This is a genomic window from Streptomyces auratus (assembly GCF_050433025.1).
GTDB lineage: Bacteria > Actinomycetota > Actinomycetes > Streptomycetales > Streptomycetaceae > Streptomyces > Streptomyces sioyaensis.
The window spans coordinates 3,013,061-3,034,678 of sequence record NZ_JBNGCB010000001.1; the positions used below are offsets into that span (position 1 = coordinate 3,013,061).

Annotated in this window: 14 protein-coding genes; 5 read left to right on the forward strand and 9 right to left on the reverse strand. The window is 72.0% G+C overall.

Annotated elements, in window-relative coordinates; translation table 11 throughout:
• Positions 1-39: 39 nt before the first annotated feature.
• On the reverse strand, positions 40-1,134 hold the full coding sequence (locus BKA18_RS12960) for a LacI family DNA-binding transcriptional regulator (RefSeq protein ID WP_366043288.1): 1,095 nt from the start codon (positions 1,132-1,134) through the stop codon (positions 40-42).
• Between the two features lie 294 nt (positions 1,135-1,428).
• Here BKA18_RS12960 and BKA18_RS12965 point away from each other — a divergent pair, with 294 nt between their 5' ends.
• Positions 1,429-2,460, forward strand: a complete 1,032-nt coding sequence (locus tag BKA18_RS12965; RefSeq protein ID WP_366043289.1) for a Gfo/Idh/MocA family protein — start codon at positions 1,429-1,431, stop codon at positions 2,458-2,460.
• An 8-nt stretch (positions 2,461-2,468) separates the two neighbouring features.
• Here BKA18_RS12965 and BKA18_RS12970 read toward each other — a convergent pair whose 3' ends face one another.
• Positions 2,469-3,122, reverse strand: a complete 654-nt coding sequence (locus BKA18_RS12970; RefSeq protein ID WP_366043290.1) for a DedA family protein — start codon at positions 3,120-3,122, stop codon at positions 2,469-2,471.
• A 228-nt stretch (positions 3,123-3,350) separates the two neighbouring features.
• Here BKA18_RS12970 and BKA18_RS12975 point away from each other — a divergent pair, with 228 nt between their 5' ends.
• Entirely contained in the window at positions 3,351-3,638 is a 288-nt protein-coding gene (locus BKA18_RS12975; RefSeq protein ID WP_366043291.1) for a heavy-metal-associated domain-containing protein, read from the forward strand.
• Positions 3,639-4,282: 644 nt separating this feature from the next.
• Here the strand turns inward: BKA18_RS12975 and BKA18_RS12980 are convergent.
• From BKA18_RS12980 to BKA18_RS13000, 5 genes are all read right to left on the reverse strand, one after another.
• The gene (locus BKA18_RS12980) at positions 4,283-5,572 is read right to left on the reverse strand and encodes a citrate synthase (RefSeq protein WP_006605484.1); all 1,290 of its coding nucleotides are present in this window, start codon (positions 5,570-5,572) and stop codon (positions 4,283-4,285) included.
• Between the two features lie 176 nt (positions 5,573-5,748).
• Positions 5,749-8,025 carry an SF1B family DNA helicase RecD2 gene (gene recD2, locus BKA18_RS12985; RefSeq protein WP_366043292.1) on the reverse strand — a complete coding sequence of 759 codons (2,277 nt, stop codon included), beginning with the start codon at positions 8,023-8,025 and terminating at the stop codon, positions 5,749-5,751.
• Positions 8,026-8,261: 236 nt separating this feature from the next.
• Positions 8,262-9,122 carry a sugar phosphate isomerase/epimerase family protein gene (locus tag BKA18_RS12990; RefSeq protein ID WP_366043293.1) on the reverse strand — a complete coding sequence of 287 codons (861 nt, stop codon included), beginning with the start codon at positions 9,120-9,122 and terminating at the stop codon, positions 8,262-8,264.
• The gene (locus BKA18_RS12995) at positions 9,119-10,321 is read right to left on the reverse strand and encodes a dihydrodipicolinate synthase family protein (protein WP_429638322.1); all 1,203 of its coding nucleotides are present in this window, start codon (positions 10,319-10,321) and stop codon (positions 9,119-9,121) included. Before BKA18_RS12995 ends, BKA18_RS12990 begins: the two co-directional genes overlap by 4 nt.
• Complete coding sequence (locus tag BKA18_RS13000; protein WP_366043294.1) at positions 10,318-11,469, reverse strand: Gfo/Idh/MocA family protein; 1,152 nt, start codon at positions 11,467-11,469, stop codon at positions 10,318-10,320. The genes BKA18_RS12995 and BKA18_RS13000 overlap by 4 nt, the downstream gene beginning before the upstream one ends.
• Positions 11,470-11,696: 227 nt before the next feature.
• Here BKA18_RS13000 and BKA18_RS13005 point away from each other — a divergent pair, with 227 nt between their 5' ends.
• From BKA18_RS13005 to BKA18_RS13015, 3 genes are all read left to right on the forward strand, one after another.
• On the forward strand, positions 11,697-12,686 hold the full coding sequence (locus tag BKA18_RS13005) for a GNAT family N-acetyltransferase (protein WP_366043295.1): 990 nt from the start codon (positions 11,697-11,699) through the stop codon (positions 12,684-12,686).
• A gap of 162 nt (positions 12,687-12,848) precedes the next feature.
• Complete coding sequence (locus tag BKA18_RS13010; protein ID WP_366043296.1) at positions 12,849-13,754, forward strand: sugar phosphate isomerase/epimerase family protein; 906 nt, start codon at positions 12,849-12,851, stop codon at positions 13,752-13,754.
• 338 nt (positions 13,755-14,092) lie between these two features.
• Complete coding sequence (locus BKA18_RS13015) at positions 14,093-15,919, forward strand: glycoside hydrolase family 3 protein (RefSeq protein ID WP_366043297.1); 1,827 nt, start codon at positions 14,093-14,095, stop codon at positions 15,917-15,919.
• Between the two features lie 142 nt (positions 15,920-16,061).
• On the opposite strand, the gene BKA18_RS13020 is transcribed toward BKA18_RS13015, so the two are convergent.
• Complete coding sequence (locus BKA18_RS13020) at positions 16,062-17,480, reverse strand: S28 family serine protease (RefSeq protein WP_366043298.1); 1,419 nt, start codon at positions 17,478-17,480, stop codon at positions 16,062-16,064.
• A 213-nt stretch (positions 17,481-17,693) separates the two neighbouring features.
• Positions 17,694-21,602, reverse strand: coding sequence for an ABC transporter ATP-binding protein (locus BKA18_RS13025; protein WP_366043299.1), 3,909 nt, complete (start codon positions 21,600-21,602; stop codon positions 17,694-17,696).
• Between the last annotated feature and the right edge of the window lie 16 nt (positions 21,603-21,618).

Genomic DNA, 21,618 nt, shown 5'->3' on the forward strand with positions numbered 1-21,618 from the left:
AGCCACCGGACCGGCACCCCGGAACGAGGGCGCGGAGGGTCAGGCGGGCCGCGGCGGTGCCGTCGATCCTCTGATCTCCAGTTCCGGGGCCACGAGTTGTCGCCCTGCGGGGGCGTGCGGGCGTTCCATCCGGTCCAGGAGGCAGCGTGCCGCGCGGCGGCCGACCTCATGGCTGGCGTTGTTCACGGAGTTCAGCCAGAGGTGGCGGATACGGGCGAGGTAGGTGTTGTCGTAGCCGACGAGGGAGAGGTCGGCGGGCACGTCCAGGCCCAGTTCCTGGGCGGCGGACAGTGCGCCGACGCAGGAGATGTCGTTGAACGCGAAGACGGCGGTGGGGCGTTCGGTGCCGGTGTTGCGGGCGGTGTGCGTGGGGCCGAGCAGGCGGACGGCGGCGCGGTAGCCGCCTTCCTCGGTTCCGTCGCCGCTCTCCACTACGGCGTCCGCCGCCAGGCCGTGGGCGCGGACGGCGGCCTCGAAGCCGCGCCGGCGCAGTGCGCCGACCGGCCCCTGCCCGGCGAGGTGGGCGATCCGCCGGTGACCGAGGCCGATGAGGTGTTCGGTGGCGAGCCGGGCGCCGCGTTCGTCGTCGTTGGCGACGAGGTCGGTGTGCGGCAGCCGGGGTTCGTGGTTGCCCGCGATGACGGTCGGCAGCCGCTCGGCGACCTCGGCCAGGCCCGCGGTGTCCGGGAGGGTCCCGACGACGACGAGACCGTCGACCCGTAGTTCCTGGAAAGTGCGGGCGAAGCCCTGGCCGGCCCGCCGGTCCAGCCGTCCGTCGGCCATCAGCATCCGCAGACCGTGCGCCTGCAGCAGGGAGTTGAGGCCGTCGAGCACCTCGACGAACCAGGGGTTGCGCATATCGTTCAGCAGCACGCCGACGGTGTGGGTACGGCGCGCGACGAGGCTGCGGGCCGCGGCGTTCGGGCGGTAGCCCAGTTCGTCGATGGCCGCCAATACGGCCTGCCGCTTGGCGTCGCTGACCCGCGGTGAGCCCTGGAGCACGAGCGAGACCAGCGATTTGGAGACGCCCGCGCGCGCGGCGACACCGCGGATCGTCGGGGCCCGGTCCGCGCCCGGCCGGGCTCCGGACCGTTCACCGGGCGACACATCGGCGCGCTTATTGGACCGTTCCATGGACGGAAATCCTTCCACCGGGCCGGGACAGCGTCAATACTCCGGCGCATACCCCCTGCAGAACGGTTGACATGCGGACATCAGGACATGCAAGGTGCCGGTGCGGCGATGATTGGACCGTTCCAACACGTACATCAACCGGCCCGGCCATGGGGAACCCCGTCATGCCTTCCGGCAGCCCCGGCGGCGCTCCCCCCGGCTTCTCCCACCGCCACCATCGCCGCCGCCCCACTCCTCCCCCTCCCTTCCCCTCCCCCTCCCTTCCCCTCTCCCTCCCCGGAAAGGATCCGAGGCATGAAGATCGGCCTGATCGGCACCGGGCGCATCGGCGCCTTCCACGCACAGACCCTTCGCGGCGTCCCGGGCGTCACCGGCCTTGTGGTCGCGGACGTGGACACCGCACGCGCCGCCGCGCTGGCGGACACCCTCGGCGTACGCGCGGCGCCGGGCATCGCGGAGATGTACGCGGACGGCCTGGACGGCGTGGTGATCACCGCCGCGACCAGCGCCCACGCCACCCTGATCCATCAGGCCCTGGACGCCGGGGTGCCGGTGTTCTGCGAGAAGCCGGTGGCGCCGGACGTGGCGGGCACCCTCGGTGTGGTGGAACGCGCGCGGGCCTGCGGGGTGCCGGTGCAGATCGGCTTCCAGCGCCGCTTCGACGCGGGCTATCGCGCCGCCCGCGAGGCGCTGCACTCCGGCGAGCTGGGCTGGCTGCACACCCTGCGTGCCTGCACCAGTGACCGGACGCCGCCGCCGGCCGGCTACATCCCCACCTCTGGGGGGCTGTTCCGGGACTGCAGCATCCACGATTTCGACATCCTGCGCTGGCTCACCGGCCGCGAGGTGGTCTCGGTCTACGCCCAGGGCGCCAACCGCGGTGCGTCCTTCTTCGCCGACGGCGACGATGTCGATACCTGCGCGGCGCTGCTGCGCTTCGACGACGACACGTTGGCCACGGTCACGGCGACCCGCTACAACGGCGCGGGCCACGATGTGCGACTGGAGGTCTGCGGTTCCGAGGGTGCCCGGGTCGTCGGCCTCGACGACCGTGCGCCGCTGCCGTCCGCCGAGGCGCGGCTGTCCTGGCGCCGGGCGGCCGCTCCGTACGCCACGTTCATGGAGCGCTTCCATGACGCCTACGTCACCGAGCTGGAGGTCTTCACCGAGGTCGCCGCGGGCCGGGTGCCGAGCCCTTGTTCGCCGGCGGAGGCGCTGGACGCGCTGTATGTCGCCGAGGCGTGTGAGCGCTCGCGTCGTACGGGCCTGCCGGTCGCCGTCGCGGAGGTCCGGACCGGGGCGGGCGGGGCGGCTCAGGGCGGCTGAGCGGGCCGTCAGAGCGCGGCTGCGGAGGACGGCCGTCCGCCGCCGCGCTCCGGTCCGTCGCTCTTGTGGGCGCCGCCGCCTTCGTTCTCGCCGCTCTCCTCCGACGAGGCGCGCAGGGTGCGGCGGCGGGCGGCCCACTGGATCGCGGCACCCACGGCGGCGACCACGCAGGAGACGCCGAAGCCGATGCCGGCGGCGTAGAGGGGGCGGCCGGCGGCGGCGCTGCCGAGGTAGCCGAGGCCGACCGAGTAGGTGGCCCAGCTGGCCTCGGCGATGGCGGCGCCGAGCGCGTACTTGCGCAGCGGGTAGCGCAGCACCCCGGAGGCCAGCGCGCCGGCGATGCGCCCGCTGGGCAGGAACCGTACGGCGATCACGAACGGCAGGCCGTAGCGCTGGATCCGGCCGGAGGTCCACTCCAGTAGTGCCCGGCGGCGGGGGTTGCGGCGCATCCAGGTGCGTACGGGTCCGCCGAATCGGCGGGCGGCCAGGTACATCAGCAGGTCCCCGAGCAGGGCGCTGCCCGCGACGATGACGAGGATCAGCGGCAGGAACGCCTGACCCCGGGAGGCGAGGACGCCGGCGGAGACGAGCAGGGCGGAGTTGGGGACGAGTGGCGGCAGCGTGGTGAGCACCAGCAGGCCGTAGAGGGCGAGTACGTCCATCGGCCGCCTCCTCGGATCCGCCCCGAGTCCGTACCCCCAAGGCTGACGCGTGGTGGGGCGCGCGGCAACGCGATGCCCGCGACGACGGCTGGAATTGATACCCCCTAGGGGTATAAGGTGCTTAGGGTCGGAGAGGACCGGCAGTCGCTTGAGTCGCCCCTGGGTCATTCCGGCACTCCGGCACCTGGCACCACATGGCACGCATCGGCACCACAAGGAGAGTCCCCCATGGCTGAGAACAGCTCCTGCTGCACCCCGGAAGGCGCCGGCGACGCCGGCGGCACCGACGGCCGGTCCGGCGAGGTGACCACCACCTACAAGGTGACCGGTATGACCTGCGGCCACTGTGAGGGTGCGGTCTCGTCCGAGCTCGGCGAGCTCGCCGGGGTCAGCTCGGTGCAGGCGGTCGCCGCCACCGGCCTGGTGACCGTCACCTCGAAGGCCCCACTGGACGAGGAAGCCGTGCGCGCTGCCGTCGACGAGGCCGGGTACGAGCTGGTGGGTCGGGCGGCCTGATTCGGGCGCCGCTCCGCATCGCGCGGGCGCGGGTCACACTCGCCCCGGCGGGACGGCCGGCACCTTGTGCGCCGCGCGATCTTGTCGCGTTCGAGAGCAGGCGACCTTGTCGCGTCGAGGAGAGGCGGCCTGGCGATCACGGGTGGCGCCATGCCCCTCTCGTCGGCCTTGGTGGTCACCAAAGGCCTGCGGCCAGGAAAATTCACCTAGTCCTTACAACTGACACAACACCCATACCCCACGGCCCCGATCTCCAAATGGAGACCCTTGACCACATTCGCCCCTATATGGCAAGAGACCCAGATCACACTCATGGGAACGTAACCATTGAGGGGGGTCGTGAGTCTAACCGGGCAGTGCAGGCACCCCCGGCGGGGCTTGCACTGCACCAGCCGTGCCGATCTTGGGGGATCGTGCCCGGCTACGCGTGGCCGGGGCGACGCGCCCGGGGAGCTTTGAGCGGCCCTCCCGAATGTGCGCGTCCCGGCAGATCGCGGTGCTACCCGAACGCCCGGACGGATCCCGTGGGGGGAATCCAACCGGGACACGGGAAGCGCCCCGCGCTCTGGACCCGTGGGGGGATCCGGAGGCGGGGCGCTTTCTTCTTTCTCAGCCCTCGGTGGCCTGCCGGCACAGGGCGGCCGTCAGCGCTCCTCGACCGGCACGAAGTCGCGCTCGACGACACCGGTGTAGATCTGCCGCGGGCGGCCGATGCGGGAACCGGGCTCCTTGATCATCTCGTGCCACTGGGCGATCCAGCCGGGGAGCCGGCCGAGCGCGAAGAGCACGGTGAACATCTCGGTCGGGAAGCCCATGGCCCGGTAGATCAGACCGGTGTAGAAGTCGACGTTCGGGTAGAGCTTGCGCGAGACGAAGTAGTCGTCGGAGAGCGCGTGCTCCTCCAGCTTGAGGGCGATGTCCAGCAGCTCGTCGGACTTGCCGAGCGCGGAGAGGACGTCGTGCGCCGCCGCCTTGATGATCTTCGCGCGGGGGTCGAAGTTCTTGTAGACGCGGTGCCCGAAGCCCATGAGCTTCACGCCGTCTTCCTTGTTCTTCACCTTGCGGATGAAGGAGTCGACGTCGCCGCCGTCGCGCTGGATGCCTTCCAGCATCTCCAGCACGGACTGGTTGGCGCCGCCGTGCAGGGGGCCCCACAGGGCGTTGATACCGGCCGAGATCGAGGCGAAGAGGTTCGCCTGCGAGGAGCCGACCAGGCGCACGGTGGAGGTGGAGCAGTTCTGCTCGTGGTCGGCGTGCAGGATCAGCAGCTTGTCGAGGGCGCTGACCACGACCGGGTCGAGGTCGTAGTCCGCGGCGGGCACCGAGAAGGTCATGCGGAGGAAGTTCTCGACGTACCCGAGGTCGTTGCTCGGGTAGACGACCGGGTGGCCGACCGACTTCTTGAACGCGTAGGCCGCGATCGTCGGGAGCTTGGCCAGCAGCCGGATCGTGGAGATGTGGCGCTGCTGCTCGTCGAACGGGTTGTGGCTGTCCTGGTAGAACGTCGACAGCGCGCTGACCACCGAGGACAGCATCGCCATCGGGTGGGCGTCCCGGGGGAAACCGTCGTAGAAGCGCTTGACGTCCTCGTGCAGCAGGGTGTGGAAGGTGATGTCCTGCTTGAAGTTCGCCAGCTCATCGACGGTGGGCAGCTCGCCGTGGATGAGGAGGTACGCGGTCTCGACGAACGTGCTGCGCTCTGCGAGCTGCTCGATCGGGTAGCCGCGGTAACGAAGAATGCCGTTTTCACCGTCGAGATAGGTGATCGCGGATTTATACGCCGCGGTGTTGCCGTAACCGGAATCCAGGGTCACCAGACCGGTCTGGGCGCGCAGCTTCGAGATATCGAAGCCCTTGTCGCCAACGGTGCTGTCGACGACCGGGTAGCTGTATTCGCCGTCCCCGTAACGCAGTACTACAGAGTTGTCGCTCACGTCATCCCTCACCGACGTTGTGCCTCTTCTTCGAGGTGCCCTGACTGCCTATACCTTCCCCCATTTGAGACCTGGATGTGCACTCGGGGTCGGCCATAGGGCCTCTCAGCGGCACTCAGTGCCGCCCGGGTGCCCATCCTGCCCCTCTTCGCCCTGAATGGGAAAGAGGGGTGGCCTCACATCGCGCCGGCGAGCCGGTGATCGAGTGCCGTGCACCGCCGACCGGCGGATACGGTGCGGACGGCCTGTCCGAGGGCCTTCCGGGAGCCGACCAGCACCACCAAACGCTTTGCCCGGGTCACGGCGGTATACAGCAGATTGCGCTGCAGCATCATCCAGGCACTGGTGGTGACCGGAATCACCACTGCTGGATATTCACTACCCTGCGAGCGATGGATCGTCACGGCATAGGCGTGGGCGAGTTCGTCGAGTTCATCGAAGTCGTAGGGCACCTCCTCGTCCTCGTCGGTGCGGACGGTCAGGCGCTGCTCGTCGGAGTCCAGGGCGGTGACCACGCCGACCGTGCCGTTGAAGACACCATTGCGGCCCTTTTCATAATTGTTCCTGATCTGAGTGACCTTGTCGCCGACACGGAAGACCCGGCCGCCGAAGCGGCGCTCGGGCAGATCGGGGCGGGCGGGGGTCACGGCCTGCTGGAGCAGGCCGTTCAGGGCGCCCGCCCCGGCCGGACCGCGGTGCATCGGGGTGAGCACCTGGACGTCCCGGCGCGGGTCGAGGCCGAATTTCGCCGGGATCCGGCGGGCCGCGACATCCACCGTCAGCCGTCCGGCCTCTTCGGAGTCCTCCTCGGCGAACAGGAAGAAGTCGGCCAGGCCGGTCGTCAGGGGCGGCACGCCGGAGTTGATGCGGTGGGCGTTGGTGACCACCCCGGACTGCTGGGCCTGGCGGAAGATCCTGGTCAGCCGGACCGCAGGCACGACCCCACCCGCCACCCGATCACCGCCCCTGTCCGACGCTCCCCCGGCCTCCGTCCGGGGGGACGCGGCCCCTCCCCCGGCGAGCAGATCGCGCAGCACCTCGCCCGCGCCCACCGACGGCAGTTGGTCGACGTCCCCGACCAGCAGCAGATGGGCGCCGGGCGGCACCGCCTTGACGAGCTTGTTGGCGAGCAGCAGATCCAGCATCGAGGCCTCGTCGACGACCACCAGATCGGCGTCCAGCGGCCGGTCGGCGTCATAGGCGGCGTCCCCGCCGGGCTTGAGCTCCAGGAGGCGGTGGACCGTGGAGGCCTCCGCCCCGGTCAGCTCCGAGAGCCGCTTGGCGGCGCGGCCCGTGGGCGCCGCCAGCACCACCTTGGCCTTTTTGGCGCGGGCCAGCTCGACGACGGAACGGACCGTGAAGGATTTGCCGCAGCCGGGGCCGCCGGTGAGCACCGCGACCTTCTGCGTCAGCGCGAGGCGCACCGCCTGCTGCTGCTCGGGCGCCAGCTCGGCGCCCGTCCGCCGCGCCAGCCAGGCCAGCGCCTTGTCCCACTCCACGTCCTGGAACGCCGGCATCCGGTCCTGGTCCGTGCGCAGCAGCCGGGTCAGCCGGCCGGCCAGGGAGATCTCGGCGCGGTGGAACGGCACCAGATAGACGGCGGTGACCGGCGCGCCCTCCTCGGCGCCCGGCACCTTCTCGCGGACCACGCCCTCCGGGTCCGCGGCCAGTTCGCCCAGACAGTCGATGACCAGGCCGGTGTCCACGCCGAGCAACTTCACCGCATCGGCGATCAGTTGCTCCTCGGGGAGGAAGCAGTGGCCCTGGTCCGTGGACTGCGACAGCGCGTACTGCAGGCCCGCCTTGACCCGCTCCGGGCTGTCGTGCGGAATGCCCACGGACTGCGCGATGCGGTCGGCGGTCAGGAAGCCGATGCCCCACACGTCGGCGGCCAGGCGGTAGGGCTCATTGCGGACGACGGAGATCGAGGCGTCGCCGTACTTCTTGTAGATCCGCACGGCGATGGACGTCGAGACGCCGACGCCCTGGAGGAAGACCATGACTTCCTTGATGGCCTTCTGCTCCTCCCACGCCGCGCCGATCAGCTTCGTCCGCTTGGGGCCGAGGCCGGGCACCTCGACCAGACGCGCGGGTTCGGTCTCGATGACGTCGAGGGTGTCCGTGCCGAAGTGTTCGACGATGCGGTCCGCGATCCGCGGGCCGATGCCCTTGATCAGGCCGGAGCCCAGATAGCGGCGGATGCCCTGGATCGTGGCGGGCAGGACGGTGGTGTAGTTCTCGACGGTGAACTGCTTGCCGTACTGGGGGTGGGAGCCCCAGCGTCCCTCCATGCGCAGCGACTCACCCGGCTGCGCGCCCAGCAACGCGCCGACGACGGTCAGCAGATCGCCCGCGCCGCGGCCGGTGTCGACCCGCGCGACCGTGTAGCCGCTCTCTTCGTTGGCGTAGGTGATCCGCTCCAGGACCCCTTCGACGACGGCTGCGTTGACCATGACCCGACGGTACCGCCGGGGTCTGACAGGCCGCCGCGGACCGGCGTGTCCGGGCCCCATCGAGGGGCCCGCCCGATGGCCGGGCCCCTCGATTCCCCCCTCCATGCCGGCCCCGGATCCCCCCGGATCCCCCCTTGTCGGGACCAGCGTCAGCTATGACCTCTGTGAACGGTCAACGGTTGTGCTCCTTCGCGGGGATATTTCCCGCTCATCCGAGGTGCGCGGGAACGCCGGGCTCACCCGACGTGGGTGCGGAAGCGGTCCACGATCTCCGCCAGCACCTCCGCTCCGTCCCGCGCCCACAGCGCCGGGTTGAAGATTTCCACCTCGATGGGCCCCCGGTAGCAGCCGGCCGCCTCGACCCGTTCGCAAAACCACCGCAGATCCACCGAACCGTCACCGAGCTGCCCGCGTCCCAGCAGGACGCCCTCGGGCAGCGGGGTGACCCAGTCGGCGAGCTGGAACGCGGCGATCCGCGACGGCGCGCCGCCGGCCGCGCCCGCGCGGGCGATCTGCGCGCCGACCGTGTCGTCCCACCACAGGTGGTAGGTGTCGACGACCACCCCCACCTGCGCGGCGGGGAACCGCTCGGCGAGGTCCAGTGCCTGGGCGAGCGTCGAGACCACGCACCGGTCCGCCGCGTACATCGGGTGCAGCGGTTCGAGCGCCAGCCGGACCCCCCGTTCCGCCGCGTACGGCCCCAACTCGCCCAGTGCGTCCGCGATCCGCTCCCGGGCGCCGGCCAGGTCCCGGCTGCCGGCCGGCAGTCCGCCGGAGACCAGCACCAGGGTGTCCGTCCCGAGGGCGGCCGCCTCGTCGACGGCCGCCCGGTTGTCGTCCAGGGCGGCCGCCCGCTCACCCGGGTCCGTCGCTGTGAGGAATCCGCCGCGGCACAGGCTGGTGACCCGCAGCCCGGCGTCCCGTACGAGCCGGGCGGCCGCCCGCACCCCGTACTCGTGCACGGGTGCGCGCCACAGGCCCACGCCCCGTACACCGGCCCGGGCGCATCCGTCGGCCAGTTGGGGCAGCGACCACTGCCGGACGGTCTCCTGGTTGAGGCTCAGGCGGCCGAGGAGGGCGGACAGGTCGTCGCTCATGCGTCCTCCTCGCCGTGGGCGGCGAGGAGGGTGCGCATCCGCCGGGCGGCGCGCTCCGGGTCCGGGAACAGGCCCAGGCCGTCGGCCAGTTCGTAGGCGCGCCGCAGGTGCCCCGGCGAGCGCGCCGACTGCATCCCGCCCACCATGGTGAAGTGCGACTGGTGGCCGGCCAGCCAGGCGAGCAGGACGATGCCGGTCTTGTAGGAGCGGGTGGGTGCCTGGAAGAGGTGGCGGGCCAGCGCGACGGTCGGGTCCAGGACGGCCCGGAAGGCGGCCACGCCTCCGGGGCCCGCGGCGTCGAGATGGCGTACGGCCTCGGCGGCGCGCTGGGCGAGCGGGTCGAAGATGCCCAGCAGCGCATGGCTGAAGCCGTGTTCGTCGCCCGCGATCAGCTCCGGGTAGTGGAAGTCGTCGCCGGTGTAGCAGCGGACGCCCGGTGGCAGCCGGCGGCGCAGCCGTACTTCCCGGCCGGCGTCCAGCAGCGAGATCTTCACGCCGTCCACCGTGTCCGGGTGGGCGGCGACGATCTGGAGGAGCGTCTCCGTGGCGACGTCGTATGCGTTACTGCCCCAGTAGCCGGCCAGCGCCGGGTCGAACATCGGGCCGAGCCAATGCAGGATGACCGGCCGGGTGCTCTGGCGCAGGAGGTGGCCGTACAGCTCCTGGTAGTCGTCCGGGCCGGTGGCGGCCGCGGCGAGCTGACGGGACGCCATCAGGACGGGCCGGCCGCCGGCGTCCTCGACGACGGCGAGCTGTTCCTCGTAGGCGGCCCGTACCTCGGCCAACGTCGCTCCGTGGGCGGGCAGTTGATCGGTTCCGACGCCGCAGGCGAGGAGGCCGCCGACCGCCCTGGCCTCGGCGGCGGAGCGGCGGATCAGCTCGGCGGCGGCCGGCCAGTCCAGGCCCATCCCGCGCTGAGCGGTGTCCATCGCCTCGGCCACGCCCAGGCCGTGCGCCCACAGATGGCGGCGGAAGGCGAGGGTGGCGTCCCAGTCGAGGGCGGCCGGGCCGCCCGGTGTGGTGCCGGCGGACGGATCGGCCACCACATGGGCGGCGGCGAAGACCGTACGGGAGCGCAGCGGGGGACGCGCGGAAGGGGAGGAGGAGCAGGAGTCCGACAGGGGCCGCGGATCCGGGAGCGGCGCCGTGGGGAAACCGGCGTCCGGCCCGGACGGGGAGGGGCGCGCCGGGGCGTTCACCGGCTCAGCTCCGGCACCGGCAGCCGGCGCCCCTCCGCCGAGGATTGCAGCGCGAGTTCCGCGAGCTGGACGCCCCGGGCGCCCGCCGCCAGGTCCCAGCGCCAGGGCTCGTCCCGTACGACGTGCCGCAGGAACAGCTCCCACTGCGCCTTGAAGCCGTTGTCGAAACCGGCGTTGTCGGGGACCTCCTGCCACTGGTCGCGGAACGGCTCGGAGGCCGGGACGTCGGGATCCCAGACCGGCCTCGGCGTGCCGGCGCGGTGCTGCACCCGGCAGTGGCGCAGCCCGGCGACGGCCGACCCCTCGGTGCCGTCCACCTGGAACTCCACCAGTTCGTCGCGGTGCACCCGGACCGCCCAGGAGGAGTTGATCTGCGCGACGATGCCACCGGCCAGCTCGAAGATGCCGTATGCGGCGTCGTCGGCGGTGGCGTCGTACGGGGCGCCCGACTCGTCCCAGCGGCGCGGGATGTGCGTGGTGACGTGCGCCTGGACACTGCGGACCGGCCCGAACAGCTCATGCAGGACGTACTCCCAGTGCGGGAACATGTCGGCCGCGATGCCGCCGCCGTCCTCGGCACGGTAGTTCCAGGAGGGGCGCTGCGCCGGCTGCCAGTCCCCTTCGAAGACCCAGTAGCCGAACTCGCCCCGTACGGACAGGATGCGGCCGAAGAAGCCGCCCTCGACGAGGCGGCGGAGCTTGCGCAGGCCGGGCAGGAAGAGCTTGTCCTGGACGACGCCGTGTTTGATACCGGCTTCCCGGGCCAGCCGGGCCAGCTCCAGTGCGCCCGCGAGGCTGCTCGCGGTGGGCTTTTCGACGTACAGGTGCCGTCCGGCAGCAATCGCTTTCTTGACGGCCGCTTCGCGGGCGGCGGTGACCTGCGCGTCGAAGTAGATGTCGATGTCGTCGTCGCCCAGCACGGCGTCGAGGTCGCAGCTCCAGTGCTGCACGTCGTGGCGTGCGGCCAGGGCCCGCAGCTTGGGCGCGGAGCGGCCGACGAGCACCGGCTCCGGCCGGATCACCGTCCCGTCGGCCAGCACGAGGCCGCCCTGGTCGCGCAGGGCCAGGAGGGAGCGCACCAGATGCTGGCGGTATCCCATGCGCCCGGTCACACCGTTCATGGCGATGCGTACGGTCGTGCGTGTCACGGTCCGGCCCCTCTCGCTCACCGCAGGTAGGCATCCGGACCCAGTAAGCGCTTTCTCCGGCCGGGGCGCCAGCATGCGTGGCGGGGCGGCGAGGGCCGGCGGGGCGGGGCAGCGAGGCGGGAAAGCAGGCGGTGCAATCGGGACAGGCCGAGGGCTGTGCGGATCGGCCCGGGGGGACTACCCTTGACTCAGTCAAACGATGACGCAGTCAATGACGAGGTCCGCCGATGACCACACCACCCGATACGGATACGACGGCCGACACCCCGCCCCCGCGCGACCCTTCAGTCGACCTCCATGAGCTGCGCAGATTCAACCGATTCTGGATCAACCTGATCTGCTCGCTCGACTACGGCCGGCATCTCCCCGCACCGTTCACCGACACCGAGGCCCGGGTCATGTACGAGCTCGCCCGCCGCCAGCGGGTGGACTCCGCGGACCTCCGGGTGACCCTCTCGCTGGATGCCGGCTATCTCAGCAGGCTGCTCAGGGGATTCGAGGACCGCCTGCTGATCACCCGCTCCCGGTCCGAAGAGGACCGCCGCCGGCAGCGCATCATGCTGACGCCGCTCGGCTGGGAGGCGGCCGGGCTGCTGGAGGAGGGTTCCCAGGAAGCCGCGGGCACCCTGCTGGCGGATCTCTCCACGGCGGACCGGGCCCGCCTGTTGTCCTCGATGCGGACCATCCGCGTCCTGCTCGGCGAGGACGCGGAGGATCTGGCCGACGCCCGGGCACCCCGGATCACGCTGCGCACCGCCCGCCCCGGCGACCTGGGCTGGATGGTGGAGCGCAACGCCGCCCTCTATGCCGACGAGTACGGCTTCGATCTGAGCTATGAGGCGCTGGTGGCCCGGATCGTGGCGGAGTACGCCGAGGCCTTCGACCCGCAGTGGGACCGCACCTGGATCGCGGAGCTGGACGGGGAGCGGGCGGGCGCCGTGATGTGTGTACGGGACGGCAGGCCGGGAGTCGCCCGGCTGCGGCTGCTGCTGGTGGAGCCGAGCGCCCGCGGTCACGGCGTGGGCCGTCAACTCGTCGATTCCTGCGTGGAGTTCGCCCGGGAGGCCGGGTACGGCGAGATGGTGCTGTGGACCAACTCCATACTCGACGCGGCCCGCGGCATCTACCAGCGGGCCGGATTCGAGCTGGTCGCCGAGTCGGCGCACCACAGCTTCGGTCAGGACCTGGTCGGACAGGACTGGCGGCTGACGCTCTGACGGGGGCCGAGGCGGCCCCCGGTATCTCCGGCGGTGCCGGTCCGCGGGCCCCGTCGTGCCGCGCCGGGCGGCTCACCCGGCGCAATGAGGGCAGGGACATCGGGGCAGGGGGGAAGGACGGGGAGAGACGGGAGAACATCAGCGACCAGGAGGAGCGCAGGCATGGTCAACACGGGCGGCACGGACGGCTCCACCCCGGCGATGCGATTCGCCTTCTCGACCCTCGGTGTGCCGGGGATGCCGGTGGCGGAGGTGCTGCGGCTGGCGGCCGACACCGGGTATCAGGGGGTGGAACTGCGGGCCCATCCGGAGGAGCCGGTGCATCCGCTGCTCGGGACGCGGGAACGCGCCGCGGTACGCGGCCAGTTCGCCGACGCCGGGGTCGAGATCCTGGCGGTGGCCGGATACGCCAGGGTCGCCGCCGCCCGGGATGCGGCGGGCGAGGAGGAGCTGGCGCACGAGCTGAGCGAGCTGGTGCTGCTCGCGGCCGATCTGGGGGCGCCGTACGTCCGGGTCTTCCCCGGCGGCGGTGACCGCCCGGCGGACGAGGCGGATGCGGACGCCGCCCGGCGGCTGGCCGCGGTGGCCCCGCTCGCCGCCGAACGGGGCGTCCGGGTCCTGCTGGAGACCCATGACTCCCACCGCACGGGCGCGGACGCCGCCCGCATTCTGGGCCCCGTGGGGCATCGTCAGATCGGGGCGCTCTGGGACGTGCTGCACAGCTGGCTCGGCGGCGAGGAGCCCGTCGACACCCATGCCGCACTCGCCCCGCATCTGGGCTATGTGCAGGTCAAGGATGTCGCCTCGGCCGAGGAGCGCGCCCCGCTCCCGCTCGGTGCCGGCGCGCTGCCGCTGGCGGCCGTCCTGGGCACCCTCACCCGGGACCCCGAGGACGCCCACGGCCCCGTGCCGGCTCCCGAGGGCAGCTACGACCAGGGGGCGGGCGGCTGGCTCTGCTGGGAGTACGAGAAGCGCTGGTACCCCCAGGCGGCCGACCTCCCCGACCTGCTGGCCCCGGGCCGCGCACACCTCCAGCGGCTCCTCTCCGCGCCCGCAGCCGGCTCCTGACGCCCGCCCCGCCGCAGGGGGAACGACGCTCGTCTCCAGGCCCACCGCCGGCTCCTGACCCTGCCCGGCCGCAGGGGGAGCGACGCCCCTCCCCTCTCCGGACCCGCAGCCGGCTCCTGCCCCGCCCCACCGCGGAGGGAGCGACACACCTCCCGCGCCCCGCCGCAGGGAGCGCGCCCCGCCCTCTCCCTGACGCCCCATCACACATCCCCGCCCGCCCCGCAATCCCTGGGCGCCACCACGGAAGGAGTCATTGACCGACAATAGTTTTCCGGCTATCCGTGTCTCCTTGGAAGTTTCCTTCACAGAGCCGAGGAAGCCCTCCGGAAGGAGCGCAGATGCACTCCAGACGTACCGTCCTGACCACCGCGGCCGCCGCGGCCGCCGCCGCTGCCGCGGGCGCCGCCCCCGCGCACGCCGCGGCGTCCCCCCATGGGCACCGGCCCCCCTCCCCCGCCACCCGGGCCCGGCTGCGCCGCCTGATCTCCCGCATGACCCCGGAGGAAAAGGTCGGCCAGCTCTTCGTGATGCGGGTCTACGGGCATTCCGCCACCGACCCGGACCCGGCCGATGTCGCCGCGAACCAGAAGGAGATCGGGGTCGCCAACGCCGCGGAGCTGATCGCCAAGTACCACGTCGGCGGCATCATCTACTTCGGCTGGGCGCACAACACCCGTGAGCCGCATCAGATCGCCGACCTCTCCAACGGCATCCAGAAGGCCGCCGCCGCCCAGCGCGTGCCCGTGCCGCTGCTGATCTCCACCGACCAGGAACACGGCATAGTGGCCCGGGTCGGGGCGCCCGCCACGCTGTTCCCCGGGGCGATGGCGCTGGGCGCGGGCCGCTCCCGCGACGACGCCCGTACGGCGGGCCGGATCGCCGGCGAGGAGCTGTTCGCGATGGGCATCCGGCAGGACTACGCGCCGGATGCCGATGTCAATGTCAACCCCGCCAACCCCGTCATCGGCGTCCGTTCCTTCGGGGCGGACCCGCAGGCCGTGGCCCGTATGGTCGCCGCCGAGGTGACGGGCTATCAGGGCGCCGGGGTCGCCGCCTGCGCCAAGCACTTCCCCGGCCACGGCGACACCGACACCGACAGCCATGTCGGGCTGCCGTACATCCATCACACGGCCGAGGAGTGGGAGCGGCTGGACGCGCCGCCGTTCAAGGCCGCGATCGCCGCCGGCATCGATTCGATCATGACGGCGCACATCGTCGTGCCCGCCTTCGACGCGCGCGAGGACCCGGCCACGCTCTCCCGGCCGATCCTCACCGGCATCCTGCGCGAACGCCTCGGCTACGACGGTGTGGTCGTGACCGACTCCCTCGGCATGGAAGGCGTACGGGTGAAGTACGGCGACGCCCGGGTGCCGGTGCTCGCCCTCAAGGCCGGTGTCGACCAGCTGCTGAACCCTCCGGACCTGTCCGTCGCCCACGCCGCCGTCCTCAAGGCGCTCGCGGACGGTGAGCTGACCGAGCGGGACCTCGACGCGAAGCTGATGCGCATCCTGCTGCTCAAGGACCGGCGCGGGCTCTTCGCGAACCCCTACACCACCCACCGGGCGGTGGACCGGGTCGTCGGCATCCGCAGCCATCTCGCCGCCGCGGACCGGATCGCGGACCGCACCACCACCCTGCTGCGCAACGACGCCGGGATCCTGCCGCTGTCCCGGCGCCGGGAGCGCCGGGTGCTGGTGGTGGGCTTCGACGCGGCCGCGCCGTCCGGCACCGGCGGCCCGCCCACCACGGTCCTGGCGAAGGCCTTCACCGAGCTCGGCTTCACCGCCACCGCGCTGTCCACGGGCCTGTCGCCGGGCCGGCAGCAGATCGACGAGGCGGTGGCGGCGCTCGCCGCGCGGGACGCGGTGGTGGTGGCCACCTACAACGTGACCGCGGACTCGCCCCAGCGGAAGCTGGTCGCCGCGCTGCTGGCCACGGGTAAGCCGGTGGTGCAGCTGGCGGTCCGCAATCCCTACGACATCGCCCAGTTGGCCGGGGTGAAGGCGGCGCTGGCCAGCTACTCCTGGACGGATGTGGAGCTGCGGGCGGCGGCCCGGGTGATCGCCGGCCGGCGGAACCCGGCGGGCAGACTGCCCGTTCCGATAATGCGCGCCGACACCCCGACCACGGCGCTCTACCGGATCGGCCACGGCCTGTCGTACTGAGCAAGGGCCGGGACACGAACACGGACACGGCGCGCCCTCCCCACCCGGGGAAGGGCGCGCCGTGTCCGCGGTCGCGGGGCCCTGCAGCCCACGGCCCAGCGGGCGGGCTCTACGGTCCCGCTGCCTTGCTTGCCGTACGGCCCTACGGCCGCAGCAGCGGCATCCGCCGGATCTCCTGCCTGTCCAACTGCTTGTTGAACGGGGCCAGCGGCTTGGCCTCGCCGCCCGGGGCCGGGACGCCGGCCCAGTCGAGGAGCTCGGCGGTGGCCTTGGTGCGGTCGGCTTCCTTCAGCTTGGCGATGTTCGAGCCGTGGTTGCCGCCGGGCACCGTGAAGACGTACGAGTTCCGGGCGCCCCGGCCGAGCTCGAAGTGCTCCGAACTCCACGGGTCGTACTGCCCGTTGACGAACATCATCCGGTTCGCGTGGTGGCGCACCCAGTGGTCGACGTCGGGCATCGCGCGCGCGTCGAAGCGCATCGGGATGTCCTTGGGCACGAACGACCGCGAGTTGTTGATGCCGGGGTACTTCAGCAGGCCGGCCAGGTTCGGGTAGGCGTAGCCGGGCTCACCCAGCTGGGTGCCGGCCTGGTAGTAGTACGGCGTGTACGGCTCCATGCCCTGGTCGGTGTAGCTGTCGAAGCCGCCGACCTTGTCCATCCACGCCCACAGCCCGTCCGTGGAGACGGTCGGCTTGGGGACCTCGGCACAGGCGGTCTCGGCCGGCTGGTACTGCCAGAAGCCGAACACCAGGTCCGTGACCATGACTTCATAGGCCCGGTCGGCGCTGCCGACGGTCTTGAAGGTCTGCTTCTTCTCGTCGGCCCAGTCCTGGAAGCGGCCGACCATCTCCTTGCGGCGCAGCAGAGCCTCGCGCTCGATGGCGGCGAGGTCGGCGCGGCACTGCGCGGTCCCGACGGTCTTGAAGAACCGGTCGTACGCGGAGTCCTCGTCGTTGCGTACGTCGTTGGGCGCGACGTAGGCGACGGTGCCGTCCATGTCGTGCGGGAAGAAGCGGCGGTAGTAGGTGGCCGTCATGCCGCCCTTGCTGCCGCCGGTGTCGATCCAGTTCTTCGCGTAGATACGGTGCAGCGCCTGGAAGATGCGGTGCTGGTCGTCGGCGGCCTGCCGGATGTTCAGCTTCTTCCAGTCCGTGGGAGTGGGCCGCGACGGGGTGAAGTAACGATACTCCAGCGAGACTTGATTGCCGTCGATGATCTTGGTGGGCTCGCTGCGGGACGGCGTGGTGCTGACGTTGTAGCCGGAGGTGAAGAACACCGTCGGGCGGTCGACCGACTTGTGCAGCAGGGTCAGCCGCTGCTGGAACGTCCCCTTCGACGGATGCCGGTGGTCAATCGGCTGGGTGTAGTTCAGGACGAAGTAGCGGTAGCCGTCGACCGGCTTCTCTTCGATGAGGCTCATGCCCGGGATCGCCAGGATCCGGTCCTTGATGTCCTCGGTCTTCGGCTCGGCGGCGGTGGCCGCTCCTGCCGACACGCTGCCGCCGCCCACCGTGCCTATGAGCACGGCGAGTGACAGCAGCCATCTGGTGGCCTTGCGCATGCACCCTCCCCTTGGGATAGCAAAGGTCGGGCTGAACCTATCGGCGCATGTCGGGCGCCACCAGCCCTCGGAGCCATCCGGCGGATCCTCCGGACGGCCGCCGCCGGGGCGGGCGGCGGACGGGGCCGGCCCAGGGAGCCGGGCGGGCAGCGGACGGGCCCGGGCGCAGGGAGCCGCCCGCCCCCGCGCGAGGGCGGGCCCGATCACACGGCCTCAGGCCGCGAGTTCCTCCTCCTCGCCGGTGAACGTGCGCCACAGCTGTGCATAACGCCCGTCGTGGGCCAGGAGCTGGGCATGGGTGCCGTCCTCGGCTATGCGGCCGCGGTCGAGCACCACCACGCGGTCCGCGCGGGCCGCGGTGGTCAGGCGGTGGGCGACGATGAGGGTGGTGCGGCTGCGGGCGGACGAGGCGTCACCCGAGCGGGCGGAGTCCAGCGCGCGCAGCCGGTCGGTGGCCTGATTGACGACCGCTTCGGTGGCGAGGTCCAGCGCCGCGGTGGCCTCGTCGAGCAGCAGCACGTCCGGGTCGACGAGTTCGGCGCGGGCCAGCGCCAGCAGTTGACGCTGCCCGGCGGAGAGGTTGCGGCCGCGCTCGGCGACCTCGTGGAGGTAACCGCCGTCGAGGGTGGCGATCATGGCGTGCGCGCCGACGGCCCGGGCGGCGGCCTCCACCTCGGCGTCGGTGGCGTCCGGGCGGCCGTAGGCGATGGCGTCGCGGACCGTGCCGGCGAAGAGGTAGGACTCCTGGGGGACGACGCCCAGGCGGCGGCGATAGTCCGTCAGATCCAGCTCGCGCAGGTCCGTGCCGTCGATCCGGACGGCTCCCGCGGTCGGGTCGTAGAACCGCGCGACCAGCTTGACCAGGGTGGACTTACCGGCGCCGGTCTCGCCGACGAAGGCCACGGTCTGGCCGGCCGGGATGGTCAGGTCGACGCCGGCCAGCGCCGGCGCCTCCCCGCCGCCGTAGTGGAAGTGGACGTCGTCGAAGGTGATCTCGCCGCGCAGCGTGGGCACCTCGCGGGGCCGCTCGGCGGCGGGCGTGGTCGTCGGCTCGCGCAGCAGCTGCTGGATGCGGCCGAGCGAGACGGACGCCTGCTGGTAGCCGTCGAAGACCTGGGAGAGCTGCTGGACGGGGGCGAAGAACAGGTCGATGTAGAGGAGGTAGGCGACCAGCGCACCGGCCGTGAGGGTGTGGTTGCCGACCCGGTCGGCGCCGACGATCAGCACCAGCGCGGCCGCCACGGACGACAGCAGCTGGACGAACGGGAAGTAGACCGAGATCAGGAACTGGCCGCGGACCCGGGCCCGGCGGTAGGCGTCGCTGCGGGCCGTGAACCGCTCCTCGCCGCTGTCCTCACGCCGGAAGGCCTGGACGATCCGCAGTCCGGCCACGCTCTCCTGGAGGTCGCCGTTGACGACGCTGATCCGCTCGCGGGCCAGCTCGTACGCCTTGACGCTCTGCTTGCGGAAGAAGTACGTGCCGATGAGGAGCGGCGGGAGGGTGGCGAAGACGACCAGGGCCAGCTGGACGTCGATGGCCAGCAGCGCGACGAGTATGCCGAAGAAGGTGAGCACCGAGACCAGGGCGGTGACCAGGCCGGTCTGCAGGAATGTCGACAAGGCATCGACGTCGGTGGTCATCCTGGTCATGATCTTGCCGGTCAGCTCGCGCTCGTAGTAGTCGAGTCCGAGGCGCTGGAGCTGGGCGAAGATCTTGAGGCGGAGGGAGTAGAGGACCCGTTCGCCGGTGCGGCCGGTCATGCGGTTGCCGCCGATCTGCGCGGCCCACTGGGCGAGGACCACGACCAGGGCGAGTGCGGCGGCCGTCCAGACCCCGATCAGCGCCCCGCGCCGGACGCCCTCGTCGATGCCCTGTCGGATCATCACCGGCAGCAGCAGCCCGGCGACGGCATCCACGGCGACCAGCGCCAGTGCGAACCCCAGCGGCCGGCCGAAGCCGTGCAGCAGCCGGCGCAGACCGTAGGAGCGCTCGGGGCGCAGGGCCCGGTCCTCGTCGATGTCGGGGGTGTCGGTGGCCGGCGGCAGGGCGGCGACCTGGGCGAGCAGCTCGGGCGAGGACGGGAGCCCGGCCGTTGCCGCGCCGAGGCCGGGCCCGGCGCCGGCCGCCGTGCGCCCCGCCGTCCCAGCCGCGCCCGCCTCGGCCTCCTGCTCACGGCGGACCCACAGCTCGGGGGTGATCGTGCCGACCGTGCCGTCCGCTCCTCCGTCGGGCTCGGCGGCCTGTGGCCCCCACTCGGGCAGGCCGTCCGTGGCGAACTCGGCGTCGAAGGCGCCCGCGAGTTCGCCCGCGGGGTCGTGTGCGACGCCGCCCAGCTCCTCCGGGTCGGTCAGCAGCCGGCGGTAGAGCGCACAGCGGCTCTCCAGCTCCTCCTGGGTGCCGATGTCGACCAGCCGTCCCCCGTCGAGGACGGCGACCCGGTCGGCGAGCGCCAGGGTGGAGGCGCGGTGGGCGATCAGCAGGGTCGTACGGTCCGCCATGACGCCGCGCAGCGCCTCGTGGATCTCGTGCTCGACCCGGGCGTCCACCGCCGAGGTGGCGTCGTCCAGGACCAGCAGCCGGGGGTCGGTCAGGAGGGCACGGGCCAGGGCGACGCGCTGCCGCTGGCCGCCGGACAGGGTCAGGCCCTGCTCGCCGACCTTGGTGTCATAGCCCTCGGGGAGCGCGGAGATGAAGCCGTCGGCCTGGGCGGCGCGGGCCGCGGCACGCACCTGCGCGTCGGTGGCTTCCGGATGGCCGTAGGCGATGTTGTCGCGTACGGAGTCGGAGAACAGGAAGCTGCTCTCGGGGACCAGGCCGATGGCGCCGCGCAGCGACGTCAGGGTCAGCTCGCGTACGTCGTGGCCGCCGATCAGGACGCGGCCCTCGGTGGCGTCGTAGAAGCGGGGCAGCAGCAGCGACACGGTGGACTTGCCGCTGCCGGACGTGCCGACCACGGCGACGGTCTCGCCTGCCTCGATGCGCAGCGAGAACCCGTTGAGAACGGGGGGCACGGGGCGGAGGGGGCTCGCAGCCGCGGGCTCCCCGTCGTCACTGCGGTGCGGCCGTGCGTAGGCGAAGGTCACCCGGTCGAATTCGACGGTGGCGGGGGCGTCGGCGGGCAGCGCGTGGGCGTCCGCCCGTTCCTGGAGGGCCGGCTCGGTGTCGATCAGCTCGTAGACCCGCTCCACACCGGCCCGCGCCTGCTGGCCGACGGTCAGCATCATCGCCAGCATCCGGACGGGTCCGACCAGCTGCGCGAGGTAGGTGGAGAAGGCGACGAAGGTGCCGAGGGTGATGTGTCCCTGAGTGGCCATCCAGCCGCCGAGGGCCAGCATCGCGACCTGGCCGAGCGCGGGGACGGCCTGCAGCGCGGGGGTGTAGCGGGCGTTGAGCCGGACCGTGCGCAGCCGTCCGGCGAACAGCCGGCGGCTGACCTCGCGCAGCTTGCCGGTCTCCTGCTCCTCCTGCCCGAAGCCCTTGACGACCCGTACGCCGGAGACCGCACCGTCCACGACACCGGCCACGGCGGCCGCCTGGCCCTGGGCGTACCAGGTGGCGGGGAAGAGCCGGGTGCGGCTGCGCCGGGCGATGAACCACAGGGCGGGGGCGACGGCCAGCGCGACGACGGTGAGCAGCGGGGACAGCATCACCATCACGACCAGCGAGATCACGAAGAGCAGGACGTTCCCGATCATCATCGGGATCATGAACAACAGGCTCTGGATCAGCTGGAGGTCGCTGGTGGCGCGGCCGACGACCTGGCCGGTGCTCAGCTCGTCCTGCCGCCGGCCGTCGAGCCGGGCGATCGCGGCGAACATCCGGGTGCGCAGATCGTGCTGGGCGTCCAGGGCGAGCCGGCCGCCGTAGAAGCGGCGTATGTACGTCAGGACGTAGACGACGACCGCGGCGACGACCAGCAGGCCGGCCCAGGGGCCGAGGGGGCGCGCATGCCGGACGATGACGTCGTCGATGATCAGCCGCGGGACGAGCGGGACCAGCGCCAGCACCGCCATGCCGGCGAGCGAGGAGCCCAGCGCGAGCAGCACGTCCTTCTTGTACTGCCAGCAGTCGCGGGTCAGCCGCCGCGCCCAGCCCACTCGTTTCCTGTCCGTCCCCGCCACCCGGTGCCTCCCGCGC

Bases quoted from the DNA above. Each gene is read 5' to 3' on its own strand.
- BKA18_RS12960 (WP_366043288.1), bottom strand. From the start codon at position 1,134: ATGGAACGGTCCAATAAGCGCGCCGATGTGTCGCCCGGTGAACGGTCC.
- BKA18_RS12965 (WP_366043289.1), top strand. From the start codon at position 1,429: ATGAAGATCGGCCTGATCGGCACCGGGCGCATCGGCGCCTTCCACGCA.
- BKA18_RS12970 (WP_366043290.1), bottom strand. From the start codon at position 3,122: ATGGACGTACTCGCCCTCTACGGCCTGCTGGTGCTCACCACGCTGCCG.
- BKA18_RS12975 (WP_366043291.1), top strand. From the start codon at position 3,351: ATGGCTGAGAACAGCTCCTGCTGCACCCCGGAAGGCGCCGGCGACGCC.
- recD2 (WP_366043292.1), bottom strand. From the start codon at position 8,025: ATGGTCAACGCAGCCGTCGTCGAAGGGGTCCTGGAGCGGATCACCTAC.
- BKA18_RS12990 (WP_366043293.1), bottom strand. From the start codon at position 9,122: ATGAGCGACGACCTGTCCGCCCTCCTCGGCCGCCTGAGCCTCAACCAG.
- BKA18_RS13005 (WP_366043295.1), top strand. From the start codon at position 11,697: ATGACCACACCACCCGATACGGATACGACGGCCGACACCCCGCCCCCG.
- BKA18_RS13010 (WP_366043296.1), top strand. From the start codon at position 12,849: ATGGTCAACACGGGCGGCACGGACGGCTCCACCCCGGCGATGCGATTC.
- BKA18_RS13015 (WP_366043297.1), top strand. From the start codon at position 14,093: ATGCACTCCAGACGTACCGTCCTGACCACCGCGGCCGCCGCGGCCGCC.
- BKA18_RS13020 (WP_366043298.1), bottom strand. From the start codon at position 17,480: ATGCGCAAGGCCACCAGATGGCTGCTGTCACTCGCCGTGCTCATAGGC.